This window comes from Alcaligenes faecalis (assembly GCF_005311025.1).
GTDB classification, from domain to species: Bacteria; Pseudomonadota; Gammaproteobacteria; order Burkholderiales; family Burkholderiaceae_B; genus Alcaligenes; species Alcaligenes phenolicus.
Window position 1 is genome coordinate 153,674 of record NZ_CP031747.1, and the last position, 26,687, is coordinate 180,360.

Annotated in this window: 28 protein-coding genes; 23 read left to right on the top strand and 5 right to left on the bottom strand. The window is 56.8% G+C overall.

The genetic code is table 11. The annotated features are described in order from the left end of the window. Positions 1-37: 37 nt before the first annotated feature. The 5 genes from D0C27_RS00735 (at position 38) to D0C27_RS00755 (ending at position 4,873) form a co-directional block, all read left to right on the top strand. Positions 38-787 carry an electron transfer flavoprotein subunit beta/FixA family protein gene (locus tag D0C27_RS00735; protein ID WP_009456000.1) on the top strand — a complete coding sequence of 250 codons (750 nt, stop codon included), beginning with the start codon at positions 38-40 and terminating at the stop codon, positions 785-787. Beyond that, complete coding sequence (locus D0C27_RS00740; protein WP_026482963.1) at positions 788-1,717, top strand: electron transfer flavoprotein subunit alpha/FixB family protein; 930 nt, start codon at positions 788-790, stop codon at positions 1,715-1,717. Between the two features lie 108 nt (positions 1,718-1,825). Continuing rightward, entirely contained in the window at positions 1,826-3,643 is a 1,818-nt protein-coding gene (locus tag D0C27_RS00745; RefSeq protein ID WP_083053350.1) for an acyl-CoA dehydrogenase, read from the top strand. Between the two features lie 186 nt (positions 3,644-3,829). After that, entirely contained in the window at positions 3,830-4,471 is a 642-nt protein-coding gene (locus D0C27_RS00750; RefSeq protein WP_009455994.1) for a peroxiredoxin, read from the top strand. 207 nt (positions 4,472-4,678) lie between these two features. Continuing rightward, positions 4,679-4,873 carry a hypothetical protein gene (locus D0C27_RS00755; protein WP_026482961.1) on the top strand — a complete coding sequence of 65 codons (195 nt, stop codon included), beginning with the start codon at positions 4,679-4,681 and terminating at the stop codon, positions 4,871-4,873. Between the two features lie 31 nt (positions 4,874-4,904). On the opposite strand, the gene D0C27_RS00760 is transcribed toward D0C27_RS00755, so the two are convergent. Beyond that, on the bottom strand, positions 4,905-5,675 hold the full coding sequence (locus D0C27_RS00760; RefSeq protein ID WP_035272697.1) for a lipoate--protein ligase family protein: 771 nt from the start codon (positions 5,673-5,675) through the stop codon (positions 4,905-4,907). Continuing rightward, positions 5,672-5,947, bottom strand: a complete 276-nt coding sequence (locus D0C27_RS00765; RefSeq protein WP_137430206.1) for a lipoate protein ligase C-terminal domain-containing protein — start codon at positions 5,945-5,947, stop codon at positions 5,672-5,674. Before D0C27_RS00765 ends, D0C27_RS00760 begins: the two co-directional genes overlap by 4 nt. 272 nt (positions 5,948-6,219) lie before the next feature. Here D0C27_RS00765 and rplS point away from each other — a divergent pair, with 272 nt between their 5' ends. Continuing rightward, on the top strand, positions 6,220-6,594 hold the full coding sequence (gene rplS, locus D0C27_RS00770; protein WP_003799181.1) for a 50S ribosomal protein L19: 375 nt from the start codon (positions 6,220-6,222) through the stop codon (positions 6,592-6,594). 153 nt (positions 6,595-6,747) lie between these two features. After that, positions 6,748-7,416 carry an NUDIX hydrolase gene (locus tag D0C27_RS00775; protein WP_137431491.1) on the top strand — a complete coding sequence of 223 codons (669 nt, stop codon included), beginning with the start codon at positions 6,748-6,750 and terminating at the stop codon, positions 7,414-7,416. A 78-nt stretch (positions 7,417-7,494) separates the two neighbouring features. On the opposite strand, the gene rsgA is transcribed toward D0C27_RS00775, so the two are convergent. Beyond that, complete coding sequence (rsgA, locus tag D0C27_RS00780; RefSeq protein WP_115633857.1) at positions 7,495-8,394, bottom strand: ribosome small subunit-dependent GTPase A; 900 nt, start codon at positions 8,392-8,394, stop codon at positions 7,495-7,497. After that, a complete protein-coding gene (locus D0C27_RS00785; RefSeq protein WP_137430207.1) occupies positions 8,391-9,638 on the bottom strand; it encodes a M48 family metallopeptidase in 1,248 nt (415 codons plus the stop codon). The genes rsgA and D0C27_RS00785 overlap by 4 nt, the downstream gene beginning before the upstream one ends. A 43-nt stretch (positions 9,639-9,681) precedes the next feature. Here D0C27_RS00785 and orn point away from each other — a divergent pair, with 43 nt between their 5' ends. The 15 genes from orn (at position 9,682) to D0C27_RS00860 (ending at position 23,950) form a co-directional block, all read left to right on the top strand. Beyond that, positions 9,682-10,227 (top strand): oligoribonuclease, encoded by a 546-nt coding sequence (gene orn, locus D0C27_RS00790; RefSeq protein WP_009455985.1) that lies wholly within the window; start codon positions 9,682-9,684, stop codon positions 10,225-10,227. A 286-nt stretch (positions 10,228-10,513) separates the two neighbouring features. After that, the gene (gene paaA / locus D0C27_RS00795) at positions 10,514-11,506 is read left to right on the top strand and encodes a 1,2-phenylacetyl-CoA epoxidase subunit PaaA (protein WP_009455984.1); all 993 of its coding nucleotides are present in this window, start codon (positions 10,514-10,516) and stop codon (positions 11,504-11,506) included. A 94-nt stretch (positions 11,507-11,600) separates the two neighbouring features. Next, positions 11,601-11,885, top strand: a complete 285-nt coding sequence (gene paaB, locus D0C27_RS00800; protein ID WP_003799192.1) for a 1,2-phenylacetyl-CoA epoxidase subunit PaaB — start codon at positions 11,601-11,603, stop codon at positions 11,883-11,885. 8 nt (positions 11,886-11,893) lie between these two features. Then, positions 11,894-12,658 (top strand): 1,2-phenylacetyl-CoA epoxidase subunit PaaC, encoded by a 765-nt coding sequence (gene paaC / locus D0C27_RS00805; RefSeq protein ID WP_035272706.1) that lies wholly within the window; start codon positions 11,894-11,896, stop codon positions 12,656-12,658. Between the two features lie 5 nt (positions 12,659-12,663). After that, on the top strand, positions 12,664-13,164 hold the full coding sequence (gene paaD, locus D0C27_RS00810; RefSeq protein WP_009455982.1) for a 1,2-phenylacetyl-CoA epoxidase subunit PaaD: 501 nt from the start codon (positions 12,664-12,666) through the stop codon (positions 13,162-13,164). Between the two features lie 4 nt (positions 13,165-13,168). Continuing rightward, positions 13,169-14,251: a 1,2-phenylacetyl-CoA epoxidase subunit PaaE gene (paaE, locus tag D0C27_RS00815; protein ID WP_009455981.1), complete on the top strand. Its 1,083-nt coding sequence runs from the start codon at positions 13,169-13,171 to the stop codon at positions 14,249-14,251. An 83-nt stretch (positions 14,252-14,334) separates the two neighbouring features. Then, on the top strand, positions 14,335-15,999 hold the full coding sequence (paaN, locus tag D0C27_RS00820; RefSeq protein WP_022983271.1) for a phenylacetic acid degradation protein PaaN: 1,665 nt from the start codon (positions 14,335-14,337) through the stop codon (positions 15,997-15,999). Between the two features lie 14 nt (positions 16,000-16,013). Continuing rightward, complete coding sequence (paaG, locus tag D0C27_RS00825; protein WP_137430208.1) at positions 16,014-16,805, top strand: 2-(1,2-epoxy-1,2-dihydrophenyl)acetyl-CoA isomerase PaaG; 792 nt, start codon at positions 16,014-16,016, stop codon at positions 16,803-16,805. Continuing rightward, positions 16,805-17,266: a hydroxyphenylacetyl-CoA thioesterase PaaI gene (gene paaI, locus D0C27_RS00830; protein ID WP_009455979.1), complete on the top strand. Its 462-nt coding sequence runs from the start codon at positions 16,805-16,807 to the stop codon at positions 17,264-17,266. The genes paaG and paaI overlap by 1 nt, the downstream gene beginning before the upstream one ends. 74 nt (positions 17,267-17,340) lie before the next feature. After that, positions 17,341-18,654, top strand: coding sequence for a phenylacetate--CoA ligase PaaK (gene paaK, locus D0C27_RS00835; protein WP_009455971.1), 1,314 nt, complete (start codon positions 17,341-17,343; stop codon positions 18,652-18,654). A gap of 131 nt (positions 18,655-18,785) precedes the next feature. Continuing rightward, a complete protein-coding gene (acpS, locus tag D0C27_RS00840) occupies positions 18,786-19,244 on the top strand; it encodes a holo-ACP synthase (protein ID WP_060185274.1) in 459 nt (152 codons plus the stop codon). Continuing rightward, positions 19,241-20,296, top strand: coding sequence for a beta-N-acetylhexosaminidase (gene nagZ, locus D0C27_RS00845; protein ID WP_035272713.1), 1,056 nt, complete (start codon positions 19,241-19,243; stop codon positions 20,294-20,296). The genes acpS and nagZ overlap by 4 nt, the downstream gene beginning before the upstream one ends. Continuing rightward, on the top strand, positions 20,259-22,082 hold the full coding sequence (gene uvrC / locus D0C27_RS00850; protein ID WP_137431493.1) for an excinuclease ABC subunit UvrC: 1,824 nt from the start codon (positions 20,259-20,261) through the stop codon (positions 22,080-22,082). The genes nagZ and uvrC overlap by 38 nt, the downstream gene beginning before the upstream one ends. A gap of 39 nt (positions 22,083-22,121) precedes the next feature. Continuing rightward, positions 22,122-22,694: a CDP-diacylglycerol--glycerol-3-phosphate 3-phosphatidyltransferase gene (pgsA, locus tag D0C27_RS00855; RefSeq protein WP_026482947.1), complete on the top strand. Its 573-nt coding sequence runs from the start codon at positions 22,122-22,124 to the stop codon at positions 22,692-22,694. A 5-nt stretch (positions 22,695-22,699) separates the two neighbouring features. Then, positions 22,700-23,950: an MFS transporter gene (locus tag D0C27_RS00860; protein WP_137430209.1), complete on the top strand. Its 1,251-nt coding sequence runs from the start codon at positions 22,700-22,702 to the stop codon at positions 23,948-23,950. Positions 23,951-24,112: 162 nt separating this feature from the next. Here the strand turns inward: D0C27_RS00860 and queF are convergent, their stop codons facing one another. Further along, positions 24,113-24,940 carry an NADPH-dependent 7-cyano-7-deazaguanine reductase QueF gene (queF, locus tag D0C27_RS00865; RefSeq protein WP_137430210.1) on the bottom strand — a complete coding sequence of 276 codons (828 nt, stop codon included), beginning with the start codon at positions 24,938-24,940 and terminating at the stop codon, positions 24,113-24,115. Positions 24,941-25,248: 308 nt separating this feature from the next. Here queF and aceA point away from each other — a divergent pair, with 308 nt between their 5' ends. Beyond that, complete coding sequence (aceA, locus tag D0C27_RS00870; protein ID WP_137430211.1) at positions 25,249-26,556, top strand: isocitrate lyase; 1,308 nt, start codon at positions 25,249-25,251, stop codon at positions 26,554-26,556. The last annotated feature ends 131 nt before the right edge of the window (positions 26,557-26,687 follow it).

The window sequence follows — 26,687 nt, forward strand, 5'->3', positions numbered from 1 at the left end:
AATAATTTTTATTTAAGACTGCACTGGAGAACATTACATGAAGGTGTTAGTACCCGTGAAACGCGTAGTTGACTATAACGTCAAGGTGCGCGTGAAATCTGACCAAACCGGGGTGGACATTGCCAATGTGAAAATGTCCATGAACCCCTTTGACGAAATCGCTGTCGAAGAGGCCACTCGCCTCAAAGAAAGCGGTGCAGCCACTGAAGTGATCGCTCTTTCTTGCGGCGTTGCACAAAGCCAGGAAACGCTGCGCACGGCCTTGGCCATTGGTGCGGATCGGGCCACCCTGGTGCAAACCGACGCTGAATTGCAGCCCTTGGCCGTGGCCAAGCTGATCAAGGCCGTGGTGGACAAAGAGCAGCCTCAGCTCGTGATCCTGGGCAAACAGGCGATCGACGACGACGCTAACCAGACTGGTCAGATGCTGGCTGCCTTGCTGGACTGGCCACAAGCCACTTTTGCCAGCAAAGTTGAAGTTTCGGGCGACAGCGTGTCGGTCACTCGCGAAGTGGACGGCGGTCTGGAAACACTGAAACTGAGCCTGCCCGCTGTGATCACCACCGACCTGCGCCTGAACGAGCCTCGTTACGTGACACTGCCCAACATCATGAAGGCCAAGAAAAAGCCTTTGGAAACCCTGACTCCCGAAGAACTGGGCATTGATGTGGCTCCTCGTATCAAAACTCTGAAAGTGACTGAGCCTCCAGCTCGTGCTGCCGGCATTATGGTGCCCGATGTTGCCACACTGGTCGAGAAACTGAAGAACGAAGCGAAGGTGATTTAAATGGCTATCCTTGTTATTGCCGAGCACGACAATCAGCAGCTGAAGGCTGCAACACTCAACGCCCTGGCTGCCGCTCAGAAGATCGGCGGTGATGTGCATGTTCTGGTCGCAGGTAACCAGGCTGCTGGCGTGGCCCAGGCGGCTGCCAAGGCTCAGGGTGTCAGCAAAGTCCTGTTGGCCGATGGCCCTGCATTGGCTGAAGGACTGGCCGAGAACGTGGCTGCCCAAGTGCTGGCCATCGCCTCCAATTACAGCCACATCCTGTTCCCGGCAACCGCTTCGGGCAAGAACATTGCCCCTCGCGTTGCGGCCAAGCTGGATGTTGCCCAAGTGTCGGACATTTTGTCCGTGGAGTCGGCGGATACCTTCACCCGTCCTATTTATGCCGGTAATGCTGTGGCGACTGTTCAGTCCAGCGATGCCGTTAAAGTGATCACCGTGCGTACCACCGCCTTTGACGCTGTGGCCGCTGAAGGTGGTAGCGCCGCTGTCGAAGAGCTGAGCGCCGTGGCTGATTCGGGCCGTTCTACGTTCGTCAGCCGTGAAGTGGCCAAGAGCGACCGTCCTGAGCTGGCGGGTGCCGGTGTGGTCGTGTCCGGTGGTCGCGGTATGGGCAGCGCCGAAAACTTCAAATTGCTGGACGGTCTGGCTGACAAGTTGGGTGCCGCACTGGGTGCTTCGCGCGCTGCAGTGGACGCCGGCTATGCTCCGAACGACTGGCAGGTGGGTCAGACAGGCAAGATCGTGGCTCCTCAGCTGTACGTGGCCGTGGGTATTTCCGGTGCCATCCAGCACTTGGCTGGCATGAAAGACTCCAAGGTTATCGTGGCGATCAACAAAGATCCCGAAGCGCCTATTTTTGGCGTGGCCGACTACGGTTTGGTCGCGGATCTGTTTGAAGCTGTGCCTGAGTTAGAAAAAGCGCTCTAAGCGCCCATCGGCCTGCTGGGGACTTCTCCAGCAGGCTTTTTTTCAGTGCGTATATCCTAGGGGCCTGATTGTGGCTTCGGTCCTTTTTGTTTCTGTGTAGGAGTGTTCATGACGTATCGTGTACCCACCCAAGACATCCGCTTTGCACTTACAGAGCTGGCTGATTTACCTGGTGTGCTGGAATTGCCTGGCTTTGAGGATTTCTCGGCCGAGTTGATCGATGCCATTATTGATGAGAACGCCCGCTTCGTTGAGCAGGAAGTAGCACCTTTGAACCGCGCCGGTGATCAGAATGGCGCCAAGTGGAATGATGGTGTGGTCACCACCACACCCGGCTTCAAGAAAGCCTTTGAAGAATTTGCAAAAGCTGGCTGGCAGGGTTTGCAGCACGAAGCCGAACTGGGTGGCCAAGGCTTGCCCAAGCTGATCGGCGCCGTGGCATGTGAAAACATCAATGCTGCCAACCTGGCTTTTTCCCTGTGTCCTTTGCTGACCGACGGCGTAATCGAAGCTGTGTCCATGGTTGGCTCGGAAGAACAGAAACAACGTTTCCTGCCTCCTTTGCTGGAAGGCCGCTGGACCGGCACCATGAACTTGACCGAGCCTCAGGCCGGTTCGGATCTGGCCCAGGTTGCCAGCCGTGCTGTTCCTCAGGATGACGGCAGCTACCGCATCAGCGGTCAAAAGATTTTCATCACCTACGGTGAGCACGATATGGCCGAGAACATCGTCCATCTGGTGCTGGCTCGTACGCCTGATGCGCCTGCCGGTGTGAAAGGGATCTCGCTGTTCATCGTGCCCAAGTTCATGGTGAACGACGATGGTTCCGTGGGCGCGCGTAACGATGTCTGGTGTGCTTCGCTGGAGCACAAACTGGGCATCCACGGTAGCCCAACCGCTGTGCTGCTGTACGGCTCGGGCAAGGGTGATGTGGGCGAGGGTGCCGTCGGCTACCTGGTCGGTAAGGAAAACGAAGGCCTGAAGTACATGTTCATCATGATGAACGCGGCCCGTTACGCGGTGGGCGTGCAAGGTATCGCCGTGGCCGAACGTGCATTCCAGCAGGCTCTTGAGTACGCCAACGAGCGTGTGCAGGGTGCGCCTCTGACTGGCGGCAAGGCTGTGTCGATTGCCCATCACCCCGACGTGCAGCGCATGCTGGTGCAAATGCGTGCTCTGACAGAAGGCTCCCGTGCCTTGGCTTACTTTGCTGCCGGTGTGAATGACAAGGCGCGTCACAGTGCTGACGAAAATGCCCGCAAGCGCTACCAGGCCCTGTACGAGTTCCTGGTGCCTGTGGTCAAGGGTTTCAGCACTGAAATGTCCCTGGAAGTGACTTCCCTGGGCGTGCAGGTGCACGGTGGTATGGGCTTTATCGAGGAAACTGGTGCGGCCCAGCATTACCGTGACTCGCGCATTCTGCCTATCTACGAAGGGACAACCGCGATTCAGGCCAATGACTTCATCGGTCGCAAGGTTCTGCGTGATGCCGGCGCTGTGATCCAGGGTCTGGCTCCCGAGTTGGGCGCAACTGTTGCCAAGCTGCGTGAACGTGCGGCTCAAGGCGGTGATCACAAAGCGGCCTTGACCCTGATCGCCGATCGTCTGGAAGCCGGTGTGAAGAGCGTGGAACGCGCTGCCATGTTCACCTTGATGAACGCTCAGAAAGACCTGCCTGCCGTGTTCCTTGGCAGCGTGCCATTCTTGATGCTGTCCGGCTATGTGCTGACTGGCTGGCAAATGGCCCGTGCCGCTTTGGCTGCAGAGAAAGCATTGAGCGAAGGCAGTCAGGATCCATTCCTGCGCCGCAAGCTCTCGACCAGCGTGTTCTTTGCCAGCCACTTGCTGCCACGTGCCGGTGCCTTGGCACAGTCCGTAGCGGATGGTGTGGAGCTGACTCCTTACCTGTCGACTGAGTTGCTGTAACTCGATCAGCCCCAAGGCATGAAGGCCCGCGCAGCTTCTTTGGCTGCCGGGCCTTTTTTGGGTATATTGATATAACGTTTAATTATTTGAAACGTACTCTTTATACTGACAAAATCATCTGACTAGTCCTGATTATTTAAGTCGGTGATCTCCTGATCGCGGCTGCATTTCGAAAAGAGGAACGTAATGGCTACACTTCGTCTGGGTGACCTGGCCCCTGATTTTGAACAAAAATCCTCCGCTGGCACCATCAAGTTTCACGAGTTCTTGGGTAATAGCTGGGGCGTTCTGTTCTCCCACCCAGCCGACTTTACGCCTGTGTGCACCACCGAACTGGGTTACACCGCCAAGCTGGCGGATGAGTTCGCCAAGCGCGGCGTGAAAGTGATTGCCGTTTCCGTTGACGACGTTGATTCCCACGGCAAGTGGATTGATGACATCAACGAAACTCAAAAAACCACCGTTAACTTCCCCATCCTGGCTGATGCTGACCGCAAGGTGTCGGATCTGTACGATATGATCCACCCCAACGCCAGCACCACCGTGACAGTACGTTCGGTGTTCATCATCGACCCGGCCAAGAAAGTGCGTCTGATCATCACTTACCCAGCCAGCACGGGCCGCAACTTCAACGAAATCCTGCGCGTGATCGATTCCCTGCAACTGACCGACAGCCACAGCGTGGCCACGCCAGTGAACTGGGAAGACGGCGACGACGTGATCATCGTTCCCAGCCTGAAAGATCCGGAAGTTCTGAAGCAGAAATTCCCCAAAGGCTACACCGAGATCCGTCCTTACCTGCGTGTGACGCCTCAGCCTAACAAGTAATCGCCACTTGGCCTTTAGGCTCAGACAAAAAGCCCTCCTGCTTATGGTACGAGGGCTTTTTTGTGGGTACAGCCTTTTCAGGTAGACGGCTCTCGCTTGGGCTCAGCGCATCAGTGGACAAGGCGCAACATCAGCGCAGGTACTAATTGCACTCGATGCTGGTTTTAAGTACAGTACTGTATAAGAAAACAGTAAACGGAGTTAGCCATGTCCAGTCCAAGCCGTCATTACCGTCCTCAAGCCACTCCACGTTTCCGTGGCCCTGTCCGTTCCGCGGCCTCGTCCAGTCCATTTACCAAGCCTCTGTCTTTCAAGGCCAAGGTCATGGATGTATGTTTGGTTGCCGTGTGGGGTGCCAGTATTCCTGGCTTGTTGTGGTTGGGCAGCATGGGCGGGTTTTAAGGCCACGCCCTTGTGCTGTTCCAAGGGGCGATCAGGGCACCAGTTGTGTCCAGTCGTTTGACAGGAAACGGTCCCGTGCCAGTTTTTCGGCCTGCTCCAGTGTGGGTGTTTCCAGTGTGCGGGGTTGAAGTGCCGTCTTTTTGCGGAACACGTCCAGCATGGCTTCAATCACAGCCTCGCGGCTCATGCCGGTTTGACTGCGGATAGGGTCCACGCGTTTCTTGGCGCTGGTGGTGCCTTTGTCCGAGAGTTTTTCCTTACCGATGCGCAGGACTTCCAGCATCTTGTCAGCATCAATATCGTAGGCCATGGTCACATGGTGCAATACAGCATTGCCACGGCGTGCTTGTGCGGCGCCGCCAATTTTTCCACCAGCACTGGTAATGTCGTTCAGCGGTTGGTACCAGGCATCAATACCAATTTCCCGTAGGGCTTCGATCACCCAGGAATCCAGAAACTCGTAGGACTCCTGAAACGTCATGCCGGCTACAAACTGCTTGGGTACGCTAAGCGAATACGTTATGGTGTTGCCTGGCTCGATGAACATGGCACCACCGCCACTGATACGGCGCACGACGCGTATACCGTGACGGGCAGCTGCCTCGGCTTCAATTTCATTGCGCAGGGACTGGAAACGCCCAATCACCACTGCCGCTTCTTGCCACTCCCAGATGCGCAGGGTGGGGGCGCGGGTGCCTTCACTGACTTCCTGGGTGATGATTTCATCTAGGGCCATATGCAGGGCAGCGGGTTGCGGCTCCATATGGACCAGTTCCCAGGGCAACTCGTTCCAGCTCATCATGCCAAGGCCCTCCGCACGACCACGCCAATGGCCTGCGGGTCCAGACCGAACATTTCGATGTCGGCAGGCAGGGCGCGGCTAACGTGAGCCGCAATTTCTTCGGCACTGCTGTTGACGGACAGACCCTGCAGAGCCTGGTTGATCAGGCTTAGTGCTTCGGGGGGTTCCAGAAAAAAGTCGCCGCTCAATCGTGCTTGTTCGATCATATGGTCTTTGACATCCAGATCGATCACGACCAGCTTGCCGCCAGGGACTTTGTATTCAGCATGCATAGACTGTGTCCTTTGATAAGGTCGGCCCCTTTTTGCCAAGGGGAGGGCGAAGCGAGTAAATTTCCGCCTTTGCTGCGTTTAATACGGGGGCACCGTGCCCAAAGTGTCGTATTTTAGCGTAGTTAAACGCCGGGAAACGACGCTGCGATCAGTCAAAAAGCTTGGTAATTCAGGCTTTTTGCTGATAGAATCATGGGCTAATCATTTTTTCATCCTCTGTCAGCGCGATTTTTATAATGTGTGCGGCTGATACGATGGTTTTGGAGTCAATCGTGGATTTGATCGCTATTCTTGAGCAAGAAGAAATCCAGCGCCTGACCGGTGGCAAGCTGCCTCCCGAGTTCGGTCCTGGTGACACTGTTGTTGTGAACGTAAACGTGGTTGAAGGTACGCGTAAGCGTGTCCAGGCTTACGAAGGCGTGGTTATCGGCCGTCGCAATCGTGGTCTGAACTCTTCTTTCATCGTTCGCAAGATTTCTTCGGGCGAAGCTGTTGAGCGTACATTCCAGCTGTATTCCCCTCAGATCGCCAGCATCGAAGTCAAGCGTCGTGGCGCTGTGCGTCGTGCTAAACTGTACTATCTGCGCGATCGCTCGGGTAAAGCCGCTCGCATCAAAGAAAAACTCGTTCGTCGTTCGGGTAACTAATTCCCAAGCGAACAGCGATGCAAAGGCACCCAGGCGGGTGCCTTTGTTTTTATGTGGGATCACATACCAGTTCTTATGGATAAGCCTCGTATCAGGCCCGTTATCGTTCCTGGATTCGACCCTCGCAGCCAGCCTCTGGTTGCATTAGATTCTTTGCCTGAATTGCCTGCTCAGGCCCAGCAACTGGATTTTCTGCGTAGCGCTTTTGCCCAGCCCATACAGTGGCAGGTCGAGCCTTTGTTTCGCAGCTCCTTTTATCCAGAGTTTTTGCCCGGTTCCATGAATGTGCGCTCCGCCGTCTGTATTGGCGTGATGCAGCGCCCCGAAGGACCTACCGTCATTTTTACGCGTCGGGCCATGCACCTGCACAATCATGCGGGGCAGATCAGTTTTCCCGGTGGTCGTATTGAAGCCTCGGATCTGGGGCCGGTCGAAGCCGCCTTGCGTGAAACCCAGGAAGAGATCGGCATCGAGCCGCGCTTTGTGCGTTATCTGGGTCAGCATCCTATTTTTGTAACCAGTACCCAGTTTGCGATGCGCCCCATTATTGGCGAGCTGCAAGAGGGTTTTCAGGTGTTGCCCGATAGCTCTGAAGTGGCCGAGGTCTTTGAAGTGCCCTTGTCGGTCCTGCTGGACCCGCAGCGTCATCAATTGCATCACGCCGATTTGCCGGACGGGGCAGGGCGTTACTACTTCTCCATCCCTTGGGGGCCGTACTTTATCTGGGGTGCTACGGCGGTCTTGATCCGTAATCTTTACCACCACTTGTCGGCTGCCTGGGTGCAGTTGTCTGCCGGTGGGGATACTCACAAAGGCCTGTAAGCAGGCCTGACAGGCGGGCGCTTTGCAGCGTATCCCGCCTTCACAAAAAAGGGGCATTTTGCTTTGCCCCTTGTTCCCTTAATAGCGTGGCTTGTTTTCGTGCTCGGCCAGCAAACGCTGGTATAGCGCGTGCCGTTCAGGGTGAATGCTGCCTGCTTCGATGGCCGCCAGCACGCCACAGCCCGGTTCATGCCTGTGGGTGCAGTTATAAAAGCGGCAGGACTCCACCGCTTTTCGGAAATCGGGGAAGCCGTGCGCAATATCTTCCTGTGTCATATGCGACAGGCCAAAGGCCTGGAAGCCGGGGCTGTCGATCAGGTCGCCGCTATTGGGCAGGTGATACAGGCGGGTGCTGGTGGTCGTGTGTCGGCCCGCACCCAAGGCTTGCGAGTATTCCTGGGTCAGTGCGCCGGCATCCGGGACCAGAGCATTGAGCAGGGTGGATTTACCCATGCCACTTTGCCCCAGCAGCAATGTGCGCTTGTTCGCCAGCCAGGGAGCTAGGGCTTCCCGTGTCTGTTCTGGCTCCAGCGCCACCATTTCCAGAATAGGGACGCCCAGGGCGGCGATAGGGGCCAGCTTGGTGCGTGCCCGTTCCAGGTGGGTGCTCAGATCGGCCTTGTTCAGAATAATCACCGGCTCAATATCCACACTCCAGGCCGCGACCAGGGCACGCCCCAGCAGGTCTTCGGAGTACACGGGTTCCGGTGCCACCACAATCAGAAGCTGATCAATATTGGCGGCAAACTGCTTGGTGCGGAAGTCGTCAGAGCGATACAGCAGATTGCGCCGTTCCTGCACCGCCTCAATAGAGCCTTCCCCTTTGGCTTGCATCAACACATCGACTTGATCGCCCACTGCAATCCCGGCTTTTTTTCCACGAGGGAAGCACTTGATCGTTTCGCCATCAGGCAGTTCGACAAAGTAGTGACGACCGTGGGCGGCGGTCACCAGACCGCTAATGTATTTAGATGTCATGCCAGGCTTTTCAGGTGTCGAATGCGATCAATCGCGTTGGGGTGGCTATCGTAAAAGGCAGAGTGCATAGGGTCGGGCGTCAAGGTTGCGGCATTGTCGTTATAGAGCTTGAGCAAGGCGCTGATCAAGTCCTGGGCCTGGCTGTGCAGGGCGGCAAAGCTGTCGGCCTGATATTCGTCCCGGCGCGAGAGCAGGGCGCTCAAGGGGCCCATCCAGAAGGTGAAGGTAGGCACCACCATAAAGAACAGGATCAGGGCCAGGGCGTCGTTGGGGCGACCTAACTGGGGAATCACGCCCAGCCCGGTATAAAAACCCACCTTGCCCCAGGCCCAGCCGGCCAGCAGAAAAAAGATCAGGGATGTGAATACGCTGATCAGCAGACGGCGCTGGATATGGCGATGCTTGAAGTGGCCCAGCTCATGCGCCAGCACGGCTTCCACTTCTTCGGGCTGCAGCTTGTTCAGCAAGGTATCAAAAAACACGATGCGCTTTTGGCGACCCAGACCGGTGAAGTATGCATTGCCATGGGCAGAGCGGCGCGAGCCATCCATCACATACAAGCCATTGGCTTGAAAGCCGCAACGCTGTGCCAGGGCATTGATGCGTTCACGCAGGCTGGCATCTTCCAGTGGTTTGAAGGTATTGAAAATGGGGGCGATAACGCGCGGGTACAGCCACAGCACCAGCAGATTGAAAACCAGCCACAGACCCCAGCCGTACCAGGGCCATGAAGGGCCTGCCCAATCCATCAGACTGAGCAGGGCGGCACACAAGGGTGTACCCAGAATCAGGACGATGATCAGAGTTTTGGCGGTATCGGCAAAGAACAGGGCAGGCTTCATGCGGTTAAAACCAAAGCGCGCTTCCAGTACAAACTTGCGATACCAGGCAAAAGGCAGGCCCACGACACCCATAATCGCCAGGACAGCGCCAATCAGGGTTAGCTGACGCAGCAGTTCATGACTGATCCAGTTGCCCAGCGTGACATCCAGCCATTGCAGACCGCCCAGCAGCGTAAAGCCCAGCAAGACCAGGGCCTCTACCAGACGCTCGCTTAAACCCAGCCGGGTGCGTGCGATGGTGTAGCGTGCCGCACGTTGATGGCTATGCAGGCCAATGCGTTCGGAAAACTCGGCCGGCACCTCGTTCTGATGACGATAAACGTGCCGGATCTGCCGCAGGCCTAAATAAAAGCGCAGCAAAACGTCTGCAAGCAGAAAGATAATGAACAACAAAGTCAGCATGTAGGCGGCTATATGTAAAATGGGCGTTTTGAGGAATGATTATATGGCGGTTCATACACAGCGTCTGGTCTGGCTCGATATGGAGATGACAGGACTGGATCCGGACAAAGAGCGCATCATCGAAGTTGCGGTCGTGGTAACAGAAGCAGACTTGACTCTGGTGGCGGAAGGCCCGGTTCTGGTGGTTCATCAAAGCAATGCATTGCTCGATGGCATGGACGCCTGGAACAAGGGTACGCATGGCCGTAGCGGCCTGATCGACAAGGTCAAAGCTTCTACCCTGACCGAAGCGCAAGCCGAGGATCAGTTGCTGGAATTCCTGAAAGAGCACGTACCGGCTGGCAAGTCGCCCCTGTGTGGCAACACCATCAGCCAGGACCGTCGTTTCATGTACCGCTACATGCCTCGTCTGGAGGCTTTCTTCCACTATCGCAATCTGGATGTCAGCACTCTGAAAGAACTGGCTTTGCGTTGGAAGCCTGAAGTGGTTAAAAGTTTCGTCAAGCAAAGCCGCCACGAGGCCTTGGCCGATATTTACGAGTCCATTGACGAGCTGAAACACTACCGCGAGCACTTCATCCGTCTGTAAACGGGAAGGGCAGGCAGGGCGGAAGGGATGCGGGTCCCGGCACGGTTCGTGAGCGCGCTGCAGCTGTAGGCGGGGACACATTGGCAGGATCAAAACCGAGGATAGCGATTTGTCGCACCTCGGTTTTTTTACGTCTAAGTATTTACCCTTAAAGTATCTGCTTCAAGGCCATATGATACGGTTTTACGATTGACATCACATTTTTCGTATTAAATAATGAAGTGTATATGGTTTGCGTCGAAACAAATTTGTTTGGGCGCTTTCTGCACTCTTACCGGGGATGGTCATGTATGCACAACTTGTAGAGACAGGCGTCAAGCAGGTCCAGGATATCGAGCAGATGTCCGACGAAGAGCGTCGGTTCCAAGAGCGCATCGATGAGGGTGTCCGCATCGAAGCCAGGGACTGGATGCCCGAAGCCTATCGCAAAACCTTGGTTCGCCAGATTTCTCAGCACGCACACTCCGAGGTTGTCGGGATGCTGCCCGAAGGTAACTGGATTACTCGTGCCCCTTCGCTCAAGCGCAAAGCCATCTTGATGGCCAAGGTGCAGGACGAGGCCGGTCACGGTCTGTACCTGTACAGCGCGGCCGAAACGCTGGGCGTAAGCCGTGACAAACTGGTCGACGATCTGCTGTCGGGCAAAGCCAAGTACTCCAGTATTTTTAACTACCCAACATTGAACTGGGCCGATATCGGCATGATCGGCTGGCTGGTCGATGGCTCGGCCATCATCAACCAGATTCCGCTGTGCCGCTGCTCCTACGGTCCTTATGCCCGTGCCATGGTGCGCGTGTGCAAGGAAGAGTCCTTCCACCAGCGCCAGGGTTACGACTTGCTGATTCAGATGTGCCTGCACGGTACGCCGGAGCAAAAGGCCATGGTTCAGGATTCCATCAACCGCTGGTGGTGGCCTGCCTTGATGATGTTCGGTCCTTCGGATGCGGACTCTACCAACAGCGCCCAGTCCATGCAGTGGAAGATCAAGCTGTTCTCCAACGACGAACTGCGCCAGAAGATGGTGGACCAGACCGTGCCTCAGGCCGAGTACCTGGGTCTGACCATTCCTGACCCTGATCTGCGCTGGAACGAAGAGCGCGGTCACTACGACTTTGGCGAGATCGACTGGGAAGAATTCTGGGCGGTGATCAAGGGCAATGGTCCCTGTAATCGTGAGCGACTCGAAGCCCGAGTCCAGGCCCACGAGAACGGCGCCTGGTTCCGTGATGCACTGGATGCACATGCCCAAAAGCAGGAAGCCGTCCGCAAGGTGGCCTGATCAAGAAGGCTAGGAAACCAGCACGGTTTCTGATTCGATCCGATTCGCAGCAGGCGCTTTGACAGCGCCGCTGCACAGCAAGGAATTTTCAGTTATGAGCAAGAACGATTGGCCCCTGTGGGAAGTTTTCATTCGCAGCCAGCATGGCTTGGCCCACAAGCACGTAGGCAGCCTGCATGCTCCGGACGCCGAAATGGCCATCAACAATGCCCGTGATGTGTACACCCGCCGTAACGAAGGCGTGAGCATCTGGGTCGTACGTGCAGCCGATATCGCTGCTTCCAGCCCTGGTGACAAAGGCCCGCTGTTCGAGCCATCCAACACCAAGGTCTACCGTCACCCTACGTTTTTCCCCATGCCTGACGGCATCAATATGTAGGAACTGGTATGGACAAAGCTTTGTTTTCCTACGCCCTGCGCATGGGCGATTCCACCCTGGTGCTGGCTCAGCGCCTGGGTGAGTGGACTGGCCACGGCCCGGCTCTGGAAGAAGAACTGGCCTGTGCCAATACGGCACTGGACTTGCTGGGTCAGGCCCGTATGTGGCTGACACTGGCAGGTGAGACCGAAGGTCAGGGCCGGGACGAAGATCGTCTGGCCTATCACCGAGACGTCCACGAGTACACCAACTACTTGTTGGTGGAGCGTGAGAATGGTCACTACGGCGACACGCTGGCACGTCAGTTCCTGTTTGATGCCTGGCATTGCTTCCTGCTGGAGCAGTTGATCGAATCCAGCGACGAGCAGATTCGCGAGATTGCCCAGAAGGCACATAAAGAAGTGCTGTATCACCTGCGCCGCTCGACCGACTTGATCGTGCGCCTGGGTGATGGCACCCCGGAAAGCCACAAGCGCATGCAAAAAGCCATTGATGATGCCTGGTTCTACCTGGGTGAGCTGTTCCTGGATGACGAGGTCACTGAGGAACTGGCTCAGCGTCAGGCTGTGCCTTTGATGGCCAGCCTGTGGCAGCCTTGCCTGGAGTACATCCAGAATGCGCTGGAGCGCGCCACCTTGCGTTGCCCGGCCGAGCAGGATGCTCAGCACAAGGCCTACCGTGGTGGTCCGCAAGGCCGTCACACGGAAGCGTTAGGGTTTCTGTTGGCAGAAATGCAGCACCTGCCACGTATGTATCCTGACGCCACTTGGTGATCGCCATGACACAGACCTGGAGCACCGAGCAGGTCATGCAAGTGCTGGCCACGGTTCCAGATCCGGAGATCCCCGTGATCTCCTTGCTGGACCTGGGCATTGTGCGTGACGTGAGTTGGGAGCAGGACGTGTGTGTGGTCACCATCACACCGACCTACTCCGGTTGTCCGGCGATGTACGAAATGAGCCACTCGATTGAACAGGCCTTGCAACAGGCCGGTATCGAGCAGGTTCGGGTGGATACCAAGTTGTCACCGGCCTGGACGACCGATTGGATGAGCGAGCAGGGCAAGCTGGCCTTGCGCGACTACGGTATCGCTCCTCCGGCCCAAAGTGCGGTTGATATTTCTGGTTTGCTGCGTCAGCCCGAGGCGCCCGTGGTGGCCTGTCCTCAATGCGGCTCCACGCATACACGGGTGATCAGCCAGTTTGGCTCCACACCCTGTAAAGCGCTGTATCGCTGCATCAGCTGCGGTGAACCATTCGATTACTTTAAGGCGCATTAGTCCTATGAGTCAGTTTTATTCTCTTCCTGTGGCTTCGGTCTCCCGCAGCACCCGCGACGCCGTGGTGGTGGCCTTTACCGTGCCCGAGGATTTGCAGGATGTGTTTCAGTTTCGTCCCGGTCAGTACCTGACCTTGCGCACCCACCTGGATGGCCAGGAATTGCGCCGCTCCTACTCGATCTGTGCGGCTCCGCACGATCGTTTGCTGCGCGTGGCGATCAAGCGTGTGAATGATGGCGCTTTCTCCACCTGGGCCAATAGCCATCTGGAAGCGGGCGCCACTCTGGAAGTGATGCCGCCTGATGGCAATTTCACCGTGGACTTTGATCCCAGCCAGGCTCACCGTTACGCCGCCTTTGCGGTCGGTAGCGGCATTACACCTATTCTGTCGCTGGTAAAAACCGCGCTGGATACCGAGCCCAAGTCCACTTTCACGCTGTTTTTCGGTAACCGTGCTTCCTCGGCCATCATGTTCCGCGAAGAGATCGAGGACCTGAAAAACACCTATATGGAACGTTTCTCCATCGTGTATATCATGAGCCGGGAAACACAGGATATCGACCTGTTCAACGGCCGTCTGGATGGCGAAAAAGTGCGCCAGCTGATGCAGCAATGGTTTGACCCGGCCAGTGTGGACGTGGCCTTTGTGTGTGGCCCCCAGGACATGAGCGAGCAGGTGGTTGCGGCCTTGCAGGAAAACGGCCTGGAAAAATCCCAGATCAAGTTCGAGCTGTTCGGCGCTCCCAAAGGCCCACGAGCACTACGTACGGGCGAAGAGTCGCGCAAGGCTCCGGGCAAGGAAGAGTGCGAGCTGACCGTGATTCAGGACGGCATTACCCGCAACCTGACTATCAGCAAAAGCAACAGCAGCATTCTGGACGCGGCACTGGAGCAAGGGCTGGAATTGCCCTACTCCTGTAAAGGTGGGGTTTGTTCTACCTGCCGTTGCAAAGTGGTAGAGGGCGAAGTGGACATGGACGCCAACTTTGCATTGGAAGATTACGAAGTCGCCCGCGGTTTCGTGCTCAGTTGCCAAAGCTTTCCGGTTACCGACCGGGTGGTGATTGACTTCGATCAGGAAACCTAAGACCGCAGCAACATAGCGGTTTTTCAAGAATCTGGACGCCAGCTTCCCAGCTTGGCGTCCTACTAGTTTCAGGAGCACATTGTATGGCAGCAGATTTTTTCAAGACGCATCAGGCAACGCTGGATCAGGCTTTGAGCAGTATTCTGGAGCGCAACTTCTGGAGCGCTTATCCTGAAAATCCCAGCCCGCGCGCCTACGGTGAAACCGCGGCTCAGGATGGTCAGGCTGCTTTTGAAGCCTACCGTGGCAAAGCCTTTCCCTTGACGCTGGAAGGCGCACAAGGTGAAGTCGGCAACGAGCAATCGCCTTTTGGTTTTGATCTGGGCATTAGCTACCCCAAAGTGCCGGTGGACCAATTGCTGGCTCAGTCGCAACTGGCGCTGGACAGCTGGCGCGATGCTGGCCCGCAAGCCTGGGTTGGCATTTGCCTGGAAATCCTGCATCGCTTGAATCAGCGCAGCTTCGAGATCGCTCACGCTGTGCAGCACACCACGGGTCAGGGCTTCATGATGGCCTTCCAGGCCGGTGGCCCTCACGCCCAGGAGCGTGCGCTGGAAGCCGTGGCCTACGCCTGGCAGGAAATGTCCCGTATCCCCGGTCTGGTTGACTGGATCAAGCCCCAGGGCAAGCACGATCCCATCCAGATGAAGAAACAGTTCAAAGTCGTGCCCCGTGGCATTGGTCTGGTGATTGGTTGCTCCACCTTCCCAACCTGGAACGGTTACCCAGGCCTGTTTGCTTCCTTGGCAACCGGCAATACCGTGATTGTGAAGCCGCACCCTGGCGCGATTCTGCCTTTGGCCATTACCGTTGCTGTCGCCCGCGAAGTGCTGGCCGAAGCCGGTTTCAATCCTAATGTGGTCTTGCTGGCCGCTCACGAGCCATCGGAAGACACCGCCCAGCAATTGGCACTGAACAAGGCCGTCAAGCTGATCGACTTTACCGGCAGCAGCCAGAACGGCAACTGGTTGGAAGAAAATGCTCGCCACGCTTTGGTCTACACCGAAAAAGCTGGTGTGAATCAGGTGATTATTGATTCGGTTGAGGATTTCAAAGCGGTTGCCCGCAACCTGGCGTTCTCCTTTGCGCTGTACTCCGGCCAGATGTGTACCGCCCCTCAAAACATTTACGTGCCTCGTGACGGTATCCGTACTGCCGATGGCGTGATGAGCTTTGACGAAGTGGCTCAAGGTCTGGCCCAGGCAGTGCAAAAGCTGGTGTCCGATCCGGCCCGTGCCGTTGAAATTACGGGTGCCGTGCAAAACGAAGCCTGCGCACAGCGTATTGATCAGGCTCGCCAATTGGGCATGCCTATCCTGGCTGATAGCCAAACGCTGGAACACCCCGCATTCCCCGGTGCCCGCGTACGTACACCGCTGGTCTTGCAGGCCCGTGTGGATCAGCCCGAGATTCAACAAGAATGGTTCGGCCCCATCGTTTTTGTGGTGCAAACCGATTCGACCGAGCAAAGCATTGAAGTGGCAGGTCGCAACGTGATCGAGCACGGCGCACTGACCTTGTCGGCTTACAGCACCGATGATGCCGTGACCGCCAAGATTCAGCGCATGGCCGAGCGTTCCGGCGTATCTCTGTCCCTGAACCTGACCGGCGCTGTGTTCATCAACCAGACCGCAGCCTATAGTGACTTCCACGGCACCGGCGCCAACCCGGCTGCCAACGCATCCCTGTCGGATTCGGCCTACGTTGCTAACCGCTTCCGCGTCGTTCAGACTCGCTGGCATTTCTAAAGGAGGGTGGCCAGGTGACTGACCAAAGTATTCAATTTCAGCTGGAAAATGGCGTAGCACGCATTACCTTGAATCGTCCCGACAAGCTCAACAGCTTCACGGCCGATATGCACGGCAAGCTGGCTCAGGCTCTGGATAAAGTGGAACAGTGCGCGGATCTGCGTGTGCTGATTCTGACCGGTAATGGCCGTGGCTTTTGCGCCGGCCAGGACCTGTCCGAGCGTCAGATGAGCGCGGGCGATGCCCCCGTGGATCTGGGTGCCACCATTGAAAAATTCTACGCACCGCTGGTGCGCCGTCTGCGTGCGCTGGCGGCCCCTGTGGTGGTGGGTGTCAATGGTGTGGCCGCCGGTGCTGGCGCGAACCTGGCTCTGGCCGGCGACATCGTGATCGCCACTCGTTCGGCCAGCTTTATCCAGCCATTCTGCCGCCTGGGCTTGCTGCCTGACACTGGCGGTACCTTCTTCCTGCCTCGTCTGGTGGGCACGGCACGCGCGATGGGCCTGTCTTTGCTGGGTGACAAGCTCTCGGCCGAGCAGGCAGCGCAGTGGGGCCTGATCTGGGAGTGCGTGGACGATGACGCTTTCCAGGCTCGCCTGAACGAACTGGCCGCCCATTTTGCGCAGGCACCGACCAAAGGTCTGGCTTACGCCAAGAAAGCGATTTATGCCAGTGATGCCCATTCGCTTGATCAACAGTTGGATCTGGAGCGCGACTTGATGCGTGAACTGGGTGCATCCGAGGATTACCGCGAGGGTGTTAATGCATTCCTGGGCAAGCGTGCCCCCCAATTTAAAGGAAAGTAATGCAAAGCAACGCAATGGCTGTTGAAGACCCACAAGCACTGGCCGAGCAGGTCAGTGACCATATGTATGGCAATGACCAGGCATCTCAGGCTTTGGGCCTGAGCCTGGATAGCGTGGCACCGGGCAAGGCCGACATGAGCATGACGGTGCGCGCCGACATGCTCAACGGGCACAAGACCTGTCACGGTGGTTTCATTTTTGCGTTGGCTGACAGCACCTTTGCGTTTGCCTGCAATTCTCGCAATGCACCGACTGTTGCGTCCGGCTGCACTATCGATTACCTGGCTCCTGCCTTTGAAGGGGACGTCCTGACCGCTCGTGCGGTCGAGGCCTCCCTGGCCGGTCGCACCGGGGTGTATGACATCGAGGTGGTCAACCAGAACAACAAGCGCGTTGCCTTGTTCCGTGGGCGCTCGTACCGGCTGAATGGCACGGTACTGGGCGGGATTGAAAAAAAATAATTTTTTGACGATACATACCCTGTAGACCCGGGGGGGTCGGAAGTACCACACCAGCGGCAGGGCAGGAGTACACCATGACAGCAATTAAAGAACAGGTTGGCCGCGATGCCATTGAGCATGCAAGTGTTGACGAAATCCGCAACTTGCAGCTGGAGCGTCTGAAATGGACGCTAAAGCATGCTTACGAGAATGTGCCGCACTATCGGCAGAAATTTGACGAAGCGGGCGTGCACCCCGACGACTTGAAGCAGTTGTCGGACATTTCCAAGTTCCCTTTCACGACCAAGCAGGACCTGCGTGACAACTACCCCTTCAAGATGTTTGCGGTTCCCCGTGAACAGGTAGCACGCGTGCATGCTTCCAGTGGCACCACGGGCAAGCCAACCGTGGTGGGCTATACCGCCAATGACATCTCCACCTGGGCCGATCTGTTTGCCCGTTCCATGTGGGCGGCCGGTGCCCGCCCCGGTGATATTGCCCACGTGGCTTACGGCTACGGCCTGTTCACTGGCGGTCTGGGTGCGCACTACGGTGCCGAGCGCCTGGGTTGTACCGTGGTTCCCATGTCCGGTGGCCAGACTGAAAAACAAGTTCAGCTGATTCAGGATTTCCGTCCCGACGTGATTCTGGTTACCCCTTCGTACTTCTGCAATATCGTCGAAGAGATCGAGCGCCAGGGCATGGACCCCCGCGATACCTCCTTGCGTATCGGTATTTTTGGTGCCGAGCCCTGGACCGGCCAGATGCGTCTGGATATTGAGCAGCGCGCTGGCATTGACGCCGTGGACATCTACGGTCTGTCCGAAGTGATGGGCCCGGGCGTGGCCATGGAGTGTGTGGAAAGCAAGGACGGCCCAGTGGTATGGGAAGACCATTTCTACCCCGAAATCATCAACCCTGAAACCGGCGAGCCTGTGGCTGAGGGTGAAAGTGGTGAACTGGTCTTTACCTCGCTGAGTAAGGAAGCCATGCCCGTCATTCGCTACCGCACTCGCGACCTGACACAACTGTTGCCGCCCACTTCGCGCAGCATGCGCCGTATTGGCAAGATTACGGGCCGCAGCGACGATATGGTCATTGTGCGTGGCGTGAACCTGTTCCCGACCCAGGTCGAAGAACTGGTTCTGAAGATGCCCGAGCTGGCCGCCCAGTATCAGTTGGTATTGAGCCGTAACGGCAATATGGACGAACTGGAAATTCTGGTTGAAGTGCGTCCCGAGTTCAATCACCTGAACGACGCCGAGCGTGAGCAAATGGCCCGTCGTCTGAGCCACTCCATCAAGACCTTTATCGGTGTCAGCGCTCGAATTCGTGTGCAGTCCTCCGGCATGGTCGAGCGTACTGTGACGGGCAAAGCCAAACGTGTGATCGACAAGCGTGCGTTCTAAGTCTGGCGGATTGACGTCAAAAAAACGGCTCTGCTCTGGCAGGGCCGTTTTTGTATTCCGCGCTCTCACGGTATCATTGCAAGCTGGTAGGCGGCCCAGGCCGCTTTTGCAGTATTTTTTCTGATGACATCATGCCCCCAATACCGTCCGGTTTGATTGCCGGCATCGGCACCGACCTGATCCGTATCGAGCGGATCGAGCGCGCCTTGGCTCGTCATGGTGATCGCTTTGTAAAGCGCATTCTGGGCGAGCAGGAGCGAGAGGTCTATGCCCGCCGTCAGGCACGCGACCCGGTGCGCGGCCTGCGCTATCTGGCCACCCGTTTCGCAGCCAAGGAAGCTTTTTCCAAAGCGGTGGGGCTGGGCATGCGCATGCCTATGGCCTGGTCACGCATGCAAACCTTGAACGCGCCTGGTGGCCGCCCGGTAGTGCGCCTGTCTGCTGATTTGCAAGACTGGTTTGACGCCCGCTTCGGGGCCGTTCATATTTCCCTGACAGATGAATCCGATATGGCCATGGCCTTTGTGGTGCTGGAAGCCAAAGCGCCTGCCATTCCTTCCTTATCCTTAGCTGAGTCTGATACTAAATGAGTTCTTCCTCGCAAGCAGTGCTGCCTCCGGGCCCGGTCATGGTGGACGTGCAGGGCATGGTCCTGACGGATCAGGAGCGTGAGCGCCTGCGTCACCCACTGGTCGGTGGCGTGATCCTGTTCAGCCGCAACTTTGAAAATCGTGCTCAACTGACCGCCCTGTGCCAGTCCATTCACGAAGCGCGGGATGAGCCTTTGCTGATCGCCGTGGACCACGAGGGGGGGCGGGTACAGCGTTTCCGCGAGGATGGCTTTACCACGCTGCCCGCCATGAGCCAGTTGGGGCAACTGTGGACGCGCGATGCGGTCAAGGCCGCTGCTGTTGCCGCCGATACGGGCTATGTGCTGGCGGCCGAGCTGCGCGCTTGCGGCGTGGACATGAGCTTTACGCCGGTACTGGATCTGGACTGGGGTGTCAGCAAGGTGATTGGTGATCGCTCTTTCCACCGTAACCCCCGTGCCGTCTCCATGTTGGCGGCTGGCTTGATACGTGGTTTGAACAAGGCCGGTATGGCTGCCTGCGGCAAGCACTTTCCCGGCCATGGCGGCGTAGAGGCAGATTCGCATCACGAGATTCCCGTTGACGACCGTACGCTGGAAGAGATTCTGGACGAGGATGCCGCTCCTTATGGCTGGCTGGGCACCTTGCAGCTACCTTCGGTGATGCCGGCACACGTGATTTATTCCAAAGTGGACCCGCTGCCAGCCGGCTTTTCGCCATACTGGATTCAGCGTGTGCTGCGCAAGGCCCTGGCTTATGACGGCGTGATTTTTTCCGACGACCTGACCATGGAAGGCGCCACTGTCGTGGGCGATATCCTGGCACGTGCTCAGGCTGCCCTGGGTGCCGGTTGCGACATGGTGCTGGTATGCAATCGTCCCGATCTAGCCGACGATCTGCTCTCGCGCCTGGATTTCACGATTTCCGAGGAATCACAAAATCGCATCCGTCGTCTGATGCCGACGACGCCAGCCTTGGATTGGGACGCTTTGCAAGCGGATGAACACTATCAATATGCCCGCGGACTTCAATCTAAAATCCTTTCTGTCTGATTTGCCGAATCTGCCGGGCGTGTACCGGCATATCGACGAACAGGGCGAGGTACTGTATGTGGGCAAGGCGCGTGATCTCAAGCGCCGTGTCAGCTCGTACTTCCAGAAAACGCTGAGCAGTCCCCGTATTGCCCATATGGTGGCGCGCGTCGCGCGCATCGAGGTAACCGTTACCCGCAGCGAGGCCGAGGCCTTGCTGCTGGAAAATAACCTTATCAAGCGCCTGCGGCCGCGCTACAACATTCTTTTCCGGGACGACAAGTCCTACCCCTACCTGATGATCAGCGCCCATCAGGCGCCGCGTATTGCCTATTACCGGGGCAGTACCAGCGGGAAAGGGCATTTTTTCGGCCCTTATCCCAACTCCTGGGCGGTGCGTGAAACCATTCAGATTCTGCAACGGGTGTTTCGTTTGCGGACCTGTGAAGACAGCGTTTACGCCAACCGCAGCCGTCCCTGTTTGCTGCATCAGATCGGGCGCTGTTCGGCCCCCTGTGTGAACTTGATCGCGCCCGAGCAGTATCAGCTGGATGTGCAGCGCGCCATCAGCTTTCTGGACGGGAATACCTCTGAAATTCTGGGCGAGCTGCAAGAGCGCATGATGCAGGCTTCGGACTCGCTGGATTTCGAGCAGGCAGCGATTTTGCGCGACCAGATGAAAGCCCTGTCCGCCGTACTGCAGCAGCAAAGCATGGAGCAGGTGGGCAAGGAAGACGTAGACATTATTGTGGTGCTGAACGCCGGTGGTAAGTTCTGTGTGAACCTGGCCATGGTGCGTGGCGGCCGTCACCTGGGGGACCGTGCTTTCTTCCCCACCCAAATCAACGATGACACCCCTAGTGATGTGCTGGCCGCGTTTATCGCCCAGCACTATCTGGAGCGCCGCATGCCGCCGGTTCTGGTTTGTTCGCACGCTTTGCCTGATGCAGACCTGATGCCATTGCTGGCTGAGCAAACCGGTGTGAAGGCGCGTGTGGTGGTGCGCCCCCAAGGGGTACGCAAGATCTGGCTGGAGCAGGCCACCAAGAATGCCGGCCTGGCCTTGGCCCGTGTGCTGAGCGAATCCACCGCTCGTGCTGACCGTACCCGAGCCCTGGCCGAAGCCCTGCAACTGGACCTGGATGAGGCCCAGCTTGATACCCTGCACATTGAATGTTTCGATATCAGCCATACAGCAGGGGAGGCCACCCAAGCCTCGTGTGTGGTTTATAAACACCACGAGATGCAGAACTCGCTTTATCGCCGCTACAACATTGCAGGCATCACGCCCGGCGATGATTATGCGGCCATGCGCCAAGTGCTGAACCGACGTTTCTCGCGGGTTGCCGAAGGTTTGGCGCCTTTGCCCGACATTGTGTTGATCGACGGTGGCAAGGGGCAGGTGGAAATTGCCCGCCAGGTTTTTGTGGAACTGGGCCTGGATATTCACGTCCTGGTCGGCGTTGCCAAGGGTGAAAAGCGTAAAGTAGGTCTGGAAACCCTGGTATTTGCCGATGATCGCCAGCCTGTGGCTTTGGGTGTGGAGTCGGCGGCACTGATGCTGGTCGCTCAGGTGCGTGACGAAGCGCACCGTTTTGCCATTACGGGCATGCGTGCCCAACGTGCCAAAACGCGCAATGTGTCACGCCTGGAAGATATTGACGGGATTGGCGCCAAACGGCGTCAGCGTCTGCTGGCTCGCTTTGGTGGTTTTAGTGGCGTTGCGGACGCAAGTATTGATGAGCTTAGTGCGGTTGATGGAATATCCACTGAACTGGCCGAACGCATTTATCATGCTTTACGATAGGCGAGAGCCTTTGTTTTAAATTAGGTTGGTATCCAAGCTATGCCTTTTAATCTGCCCATAGCCCTGACGTGGCTTCGCATCGTTCTGATCCCCTTGATCGTCGCCCTGTTTTATCTGCCAGCGGATTGGCTGAGCATGGAAACACGCGATCTGTGGGCCGCTTCGGTGTTTATCGTGGCCGCCGCAACGGATTGGTTTGACGGCTGGCTGGCTCGCCGCTGGAACCAGACGTCCTCATTCGGGGCCTTCCTGGACCCGGTTGCGGACAAACTCATGGTCAGTGCCGCTTTGCTGGTCTTGCTGGATCTGGGCCGTGTGGATGCTTTTATCGCCCTGATTATTATTGGCCGTGAAATCACCATTTCGGCATTGCGGGAATGGATGGCCAAGATTGGTGCCAGTGGTAGTGTGGCAGTTCATCGCTTGGGTAAATTCAAAACCGCCGCGCAAATGGTTGCCATTCCTTGTTTGTTGTACTGGTCGCCTGTCATGGGCCTGCCGACACGGATTATTGGGCAGGCCCTGATTATTGTGGCCGCGGTTCTCACGGTCTGGTCCATGTGCTATTACTTGCAGAAGGCCTGGCCGGAAATCAAGAAAAAGCAGCTCTAAGATAAATGGCTAATTCATCAACAACGACGCTGGATGGGGCGGGGCCTGACGGTTCACAGGACTGGCGGGTTATTGGCGTTATCGGTATCGCACACGCCAGTTCGCACTTCTTTCAGCTGATTCTGCCCACACTGTATATTTCCCTTGGCCAAGAGTTCGGTTACGACTTCCTGACCTTGGGTGGTCTGGTGACCACCTTTTATCTGGTGTCCTGTTTTGGGCAGGCCTCTTCCGGTTTTCTGGTTGACCGTATCGGAGCCTTGCCGGTCCTGAAAGTGGGTCTGTCCTGTTTTGTGGTGGCGGCCTTGCTGATCGGGACGGCCAATGGCTATGGAATGCTGTTGGCGGCTGCCTTGATCGGTGGCGTGGGCAATGCCGTGTTCCACCCGGTGGATTACTCCATCCTGAATCATCGTGTCAGCCCGGCTCGTTTGGGCCACGCTTTTAGCGCACACGGTTTGACGGGGAATCTGGGCTGGGCCCTGACGCCGGTCTTTATCACCACGCTGACCATCTATTTCAACTGGCGCGTTGCTGTACTGTCGGCGGCAGCCCTGATTGCGGCCATTCTGGTGCTGGTTCTGATGAACCGGGATGCCTTGGCAGGGCGCACGGCCTCGGGAGCAGCGCCTGCGCGTCCGCAGGCCAAGGAGTCGGTCTGGACGACCTTGTCTACCTTGTTGTCGCGTCCTTCCTTGTGGGGCGCCTTCCTGTTCTTTGCCTTTGCTACAGCAGCGATGGCCGTGGTGCAGAATTACACCATTCCTATGCTGCACAACACCTATGGCATTGATAAGGTAACGGCGGGTACGGCCTTGTCCGGCTTCATGCTGGCTTCGGCAGCGGGCATGTTTGTTGGTGGTTTTATTGCTTCCACGACACCACGTTCTGAATTGATTGTGTTTGTGTCCCTGTGCGTATCGGGCGCTTTGTTGCTGGTACTGGGGGCAGGTTGGGTCATGCCTTCGCTGGCCTTGTTTGTGGTGGGGGCGGCTGGTTTCTGCTCGGGCATTGCCTCGCCATCGCGGGACATGCTGATACGCCGTGTTACCCCCAAAGGGTCTACCGGCGCAGTGTATGGCCTAGTGTACTCGGGCATGGACGTAGGTTCTTCCCTGGCACCAGTGGGCTTTGGTTTGCTGCTGGACGTGGGTTTGACCCAGGCTCCCTGGTATGGTGCCGCCATCGGGTATTGGACCGCGGCCGGTTTGGCTGTGTATGTGGCCTCTACAGTAAGCCGCGCGACCAAGTCCTGATCTGCTTGCTGCTATGCAAGGCCATAAAAGAAAACCCCAAAAACCTATCAAGGTTTTGGGGTTTTTTCTTGCCTTGCCTTAAAGCTGGTCTCTTGTAGTCGCGAACCTGGAAAAGCATATTGGCTTTTCCGGTTCACGCTTTTCTATATAGCTATATAGAGACTACTGACGCGCCAGGCGTGGTTCTTCCACGCTATCAGCATGGCTGCTGCGCCAGGGGTTGATATCCAGGCCCCCACGGCGGGTGTAGCGCGCATACACCAGCAAACGCTCAGGCTTGCAGCTTTGCTGAATATCGCTGTAGAGACGTTCCACGCAATGTTCATGGAACTCGGTGTGACGGCGCAGTGAGACGATATAGCGCAGCAAGGAAGCGGGATCAATCTGTGGGCCGGTATAGCGTACTTGCACACTGCCCCAGTCGGGTTGACCGGTAACGGGGCAATTGGACTTGAGCAAATCAGAAACCAGGGATTCGGTCACGATGGGGGCATCTGGCAGGCATTGCAGCAAGCCGCTTTGTGGCGTGTAGTCCTGAATGCTGATGTCCAGCTCATCAATGCAATGGCCTTCGAGCTGACGGATAGGCTGGCCGTTCAAGGCCTTGAGCGGAATCAGCGTCACATTCACAGCGGCACCGGCAACCACGCTCAAGTCTTGCTCCATGCGCTGAACAAAGCTGGCCATATCTTCCACCACTTCATCATTGAACGAGTTCAGATAAAGCTTGAAGGATTTGGACTCGATGATGCGTGGGCTATTCCAGGGAATAACAAAGCGCGCCAGTGCGACGACAGGCTTGCCTTTGGGATTGAGCCAGGACATCTCGTAACCGTTCCAGATATCGGCGCCATGCCATTGCTCGGGAAGCTGAAGCGCCTGGCGGTTCAGGGAGCGCTCAATACCAAACAGGACACTGGGGTCGTACTGTGTGGGATAAACCACATCGTGCCCAAGAGGCGAGTCTTTAAGAGGGGAGTTGTTGCTCATTGACGGGTGCTGCAGAAATAAAACGGGAAACCGGTGCAGCGAGCAGGCGCTCACCGGGCGGTATAAAGGCGATTATCCCACATTGTGAAATCCTTGTCTCAGTATGCAAAAAACGGCTTGCGCGCCGCACAGATTTTCATTTCACAAACAGGTAAGTCATTTCATATCTCGAAATTAATTATATATCCATATGATTTTTAAAAGAAAAATATTTACTCTTATATAAGATAGAAAACATGGATGCGGTGCAGCATTTGGGTAGACTGTAGTCATCTTGTTCACTGTTAAATCCATCTTAGGAGTTCACCATGAATGCTCGAGAAACTGAGATCCGCAATTTGCAAAAACGCTGGGCAGAAGACCCACGCTGGCAAGGTATCAAGCGTGGTTACACCGCTGAGGAAGTGATTCGTTTGCGTGGTTCTCTGGTTGAGGAGCACACCCTGGCTCGCCGTGGTGCTGAGCGTCTGTGGCAGTCCATCAATCAGGAACCCTTTGTGAACGCACTGGGCGCCCTGACGGGTAACCAGGCCATGCAACAGGTCAAGGCCGGTTTGAAAGCGATTTACCTGTCGGGTTGGCAAGTGGCTGGCGACGCTAACAGCGCTGGCGAAATGTACCCTGACCAGTCGCTGTACCCCGTCAATTCGGTGCCATCCGTGGTGCGTCGCATCAACAACTCCCTGGCTCGCTGTGATCAGATCCAGTGGATGGAAGGGGTGTACCCGGGTGACGAAGGCTACGTGGATTACTTCGCTCCTATCGTGGCCGACGCAGAAGCCGGTTTCGGTGGTGTGCTGAACGCATTTGAACTGATGAAGGCCATGATTGTGGCTGGCGCTGCTGGCGTTCACTTCGAGGACCAACTGGCTTCGGCCAAGAAGTGTGGTCACTTGGGTGGCAAAGTGCTGGTGCCAACTCGTGAGGCCATCTCCAAACTGGTGGCTGCTCGTCTGGCTGCTGACGTTCTGGACGTTCCCACCATTCTGGTTGCCCGCACGGATGCGGATGCAGCGGACCTGATCACCAGCGATGTGGACGAGTACGATCGCCCCTTCATTCTGGATGAGCGTACGGTGGAAGGTTTCTACCGCACCCGTGCCGGTCTGGATCAAGCCATTGCCCGTGGTCTGGCCTACGCTCCTTATGCCGATCTGGTCTGGTGCGAAACCTCCACACCGGATCTGGAGTACGCCCGCCGCTTCGCGGAAGCCATCCACCGTCAGTTCCCTGGCAAGCTGCTGTCCTACAACTGCTCGCCATCGTTCAACTGGAAGAAGAACCTGGACGACGCCACGATTGCCAAGTTCCAGCGCGAGCTGGGTGCCATGGGCTACAAGTTCCAGTTCATCACCTTGGCTGGTTTCCACGCACTGAACTACGGCATGTTCGAGCTGGCCCACGGCTACGCCCGCAACCAGATGAGCGCCTTCGTTCAACTGCAGGAAAAAGAGTTCGCCGCTGCACCCCTGGGCTTTACCGCTGTGAAACACCAGCGCGAAGTGGGTACAGGCTACTTTGACGCTGTCACTCAGACAGTTGAAGCCGGTAAGTCCTCGACGACCGCACTGGCTGGCTCCACAGAAGCCGAGCAGTTCGCGCCCTCCGAGGCATAAGCAGGACAGGGAAGGGTAGATAGCCCCTTCTCTGGTTGCAGGCAGCCCACCGTACGCTCCAGTCGGTGGGCTGCTTTTTTATTGGCACACTTTTTTGCTTAAAAGCTACATATTTCAAATATCAAATTTGA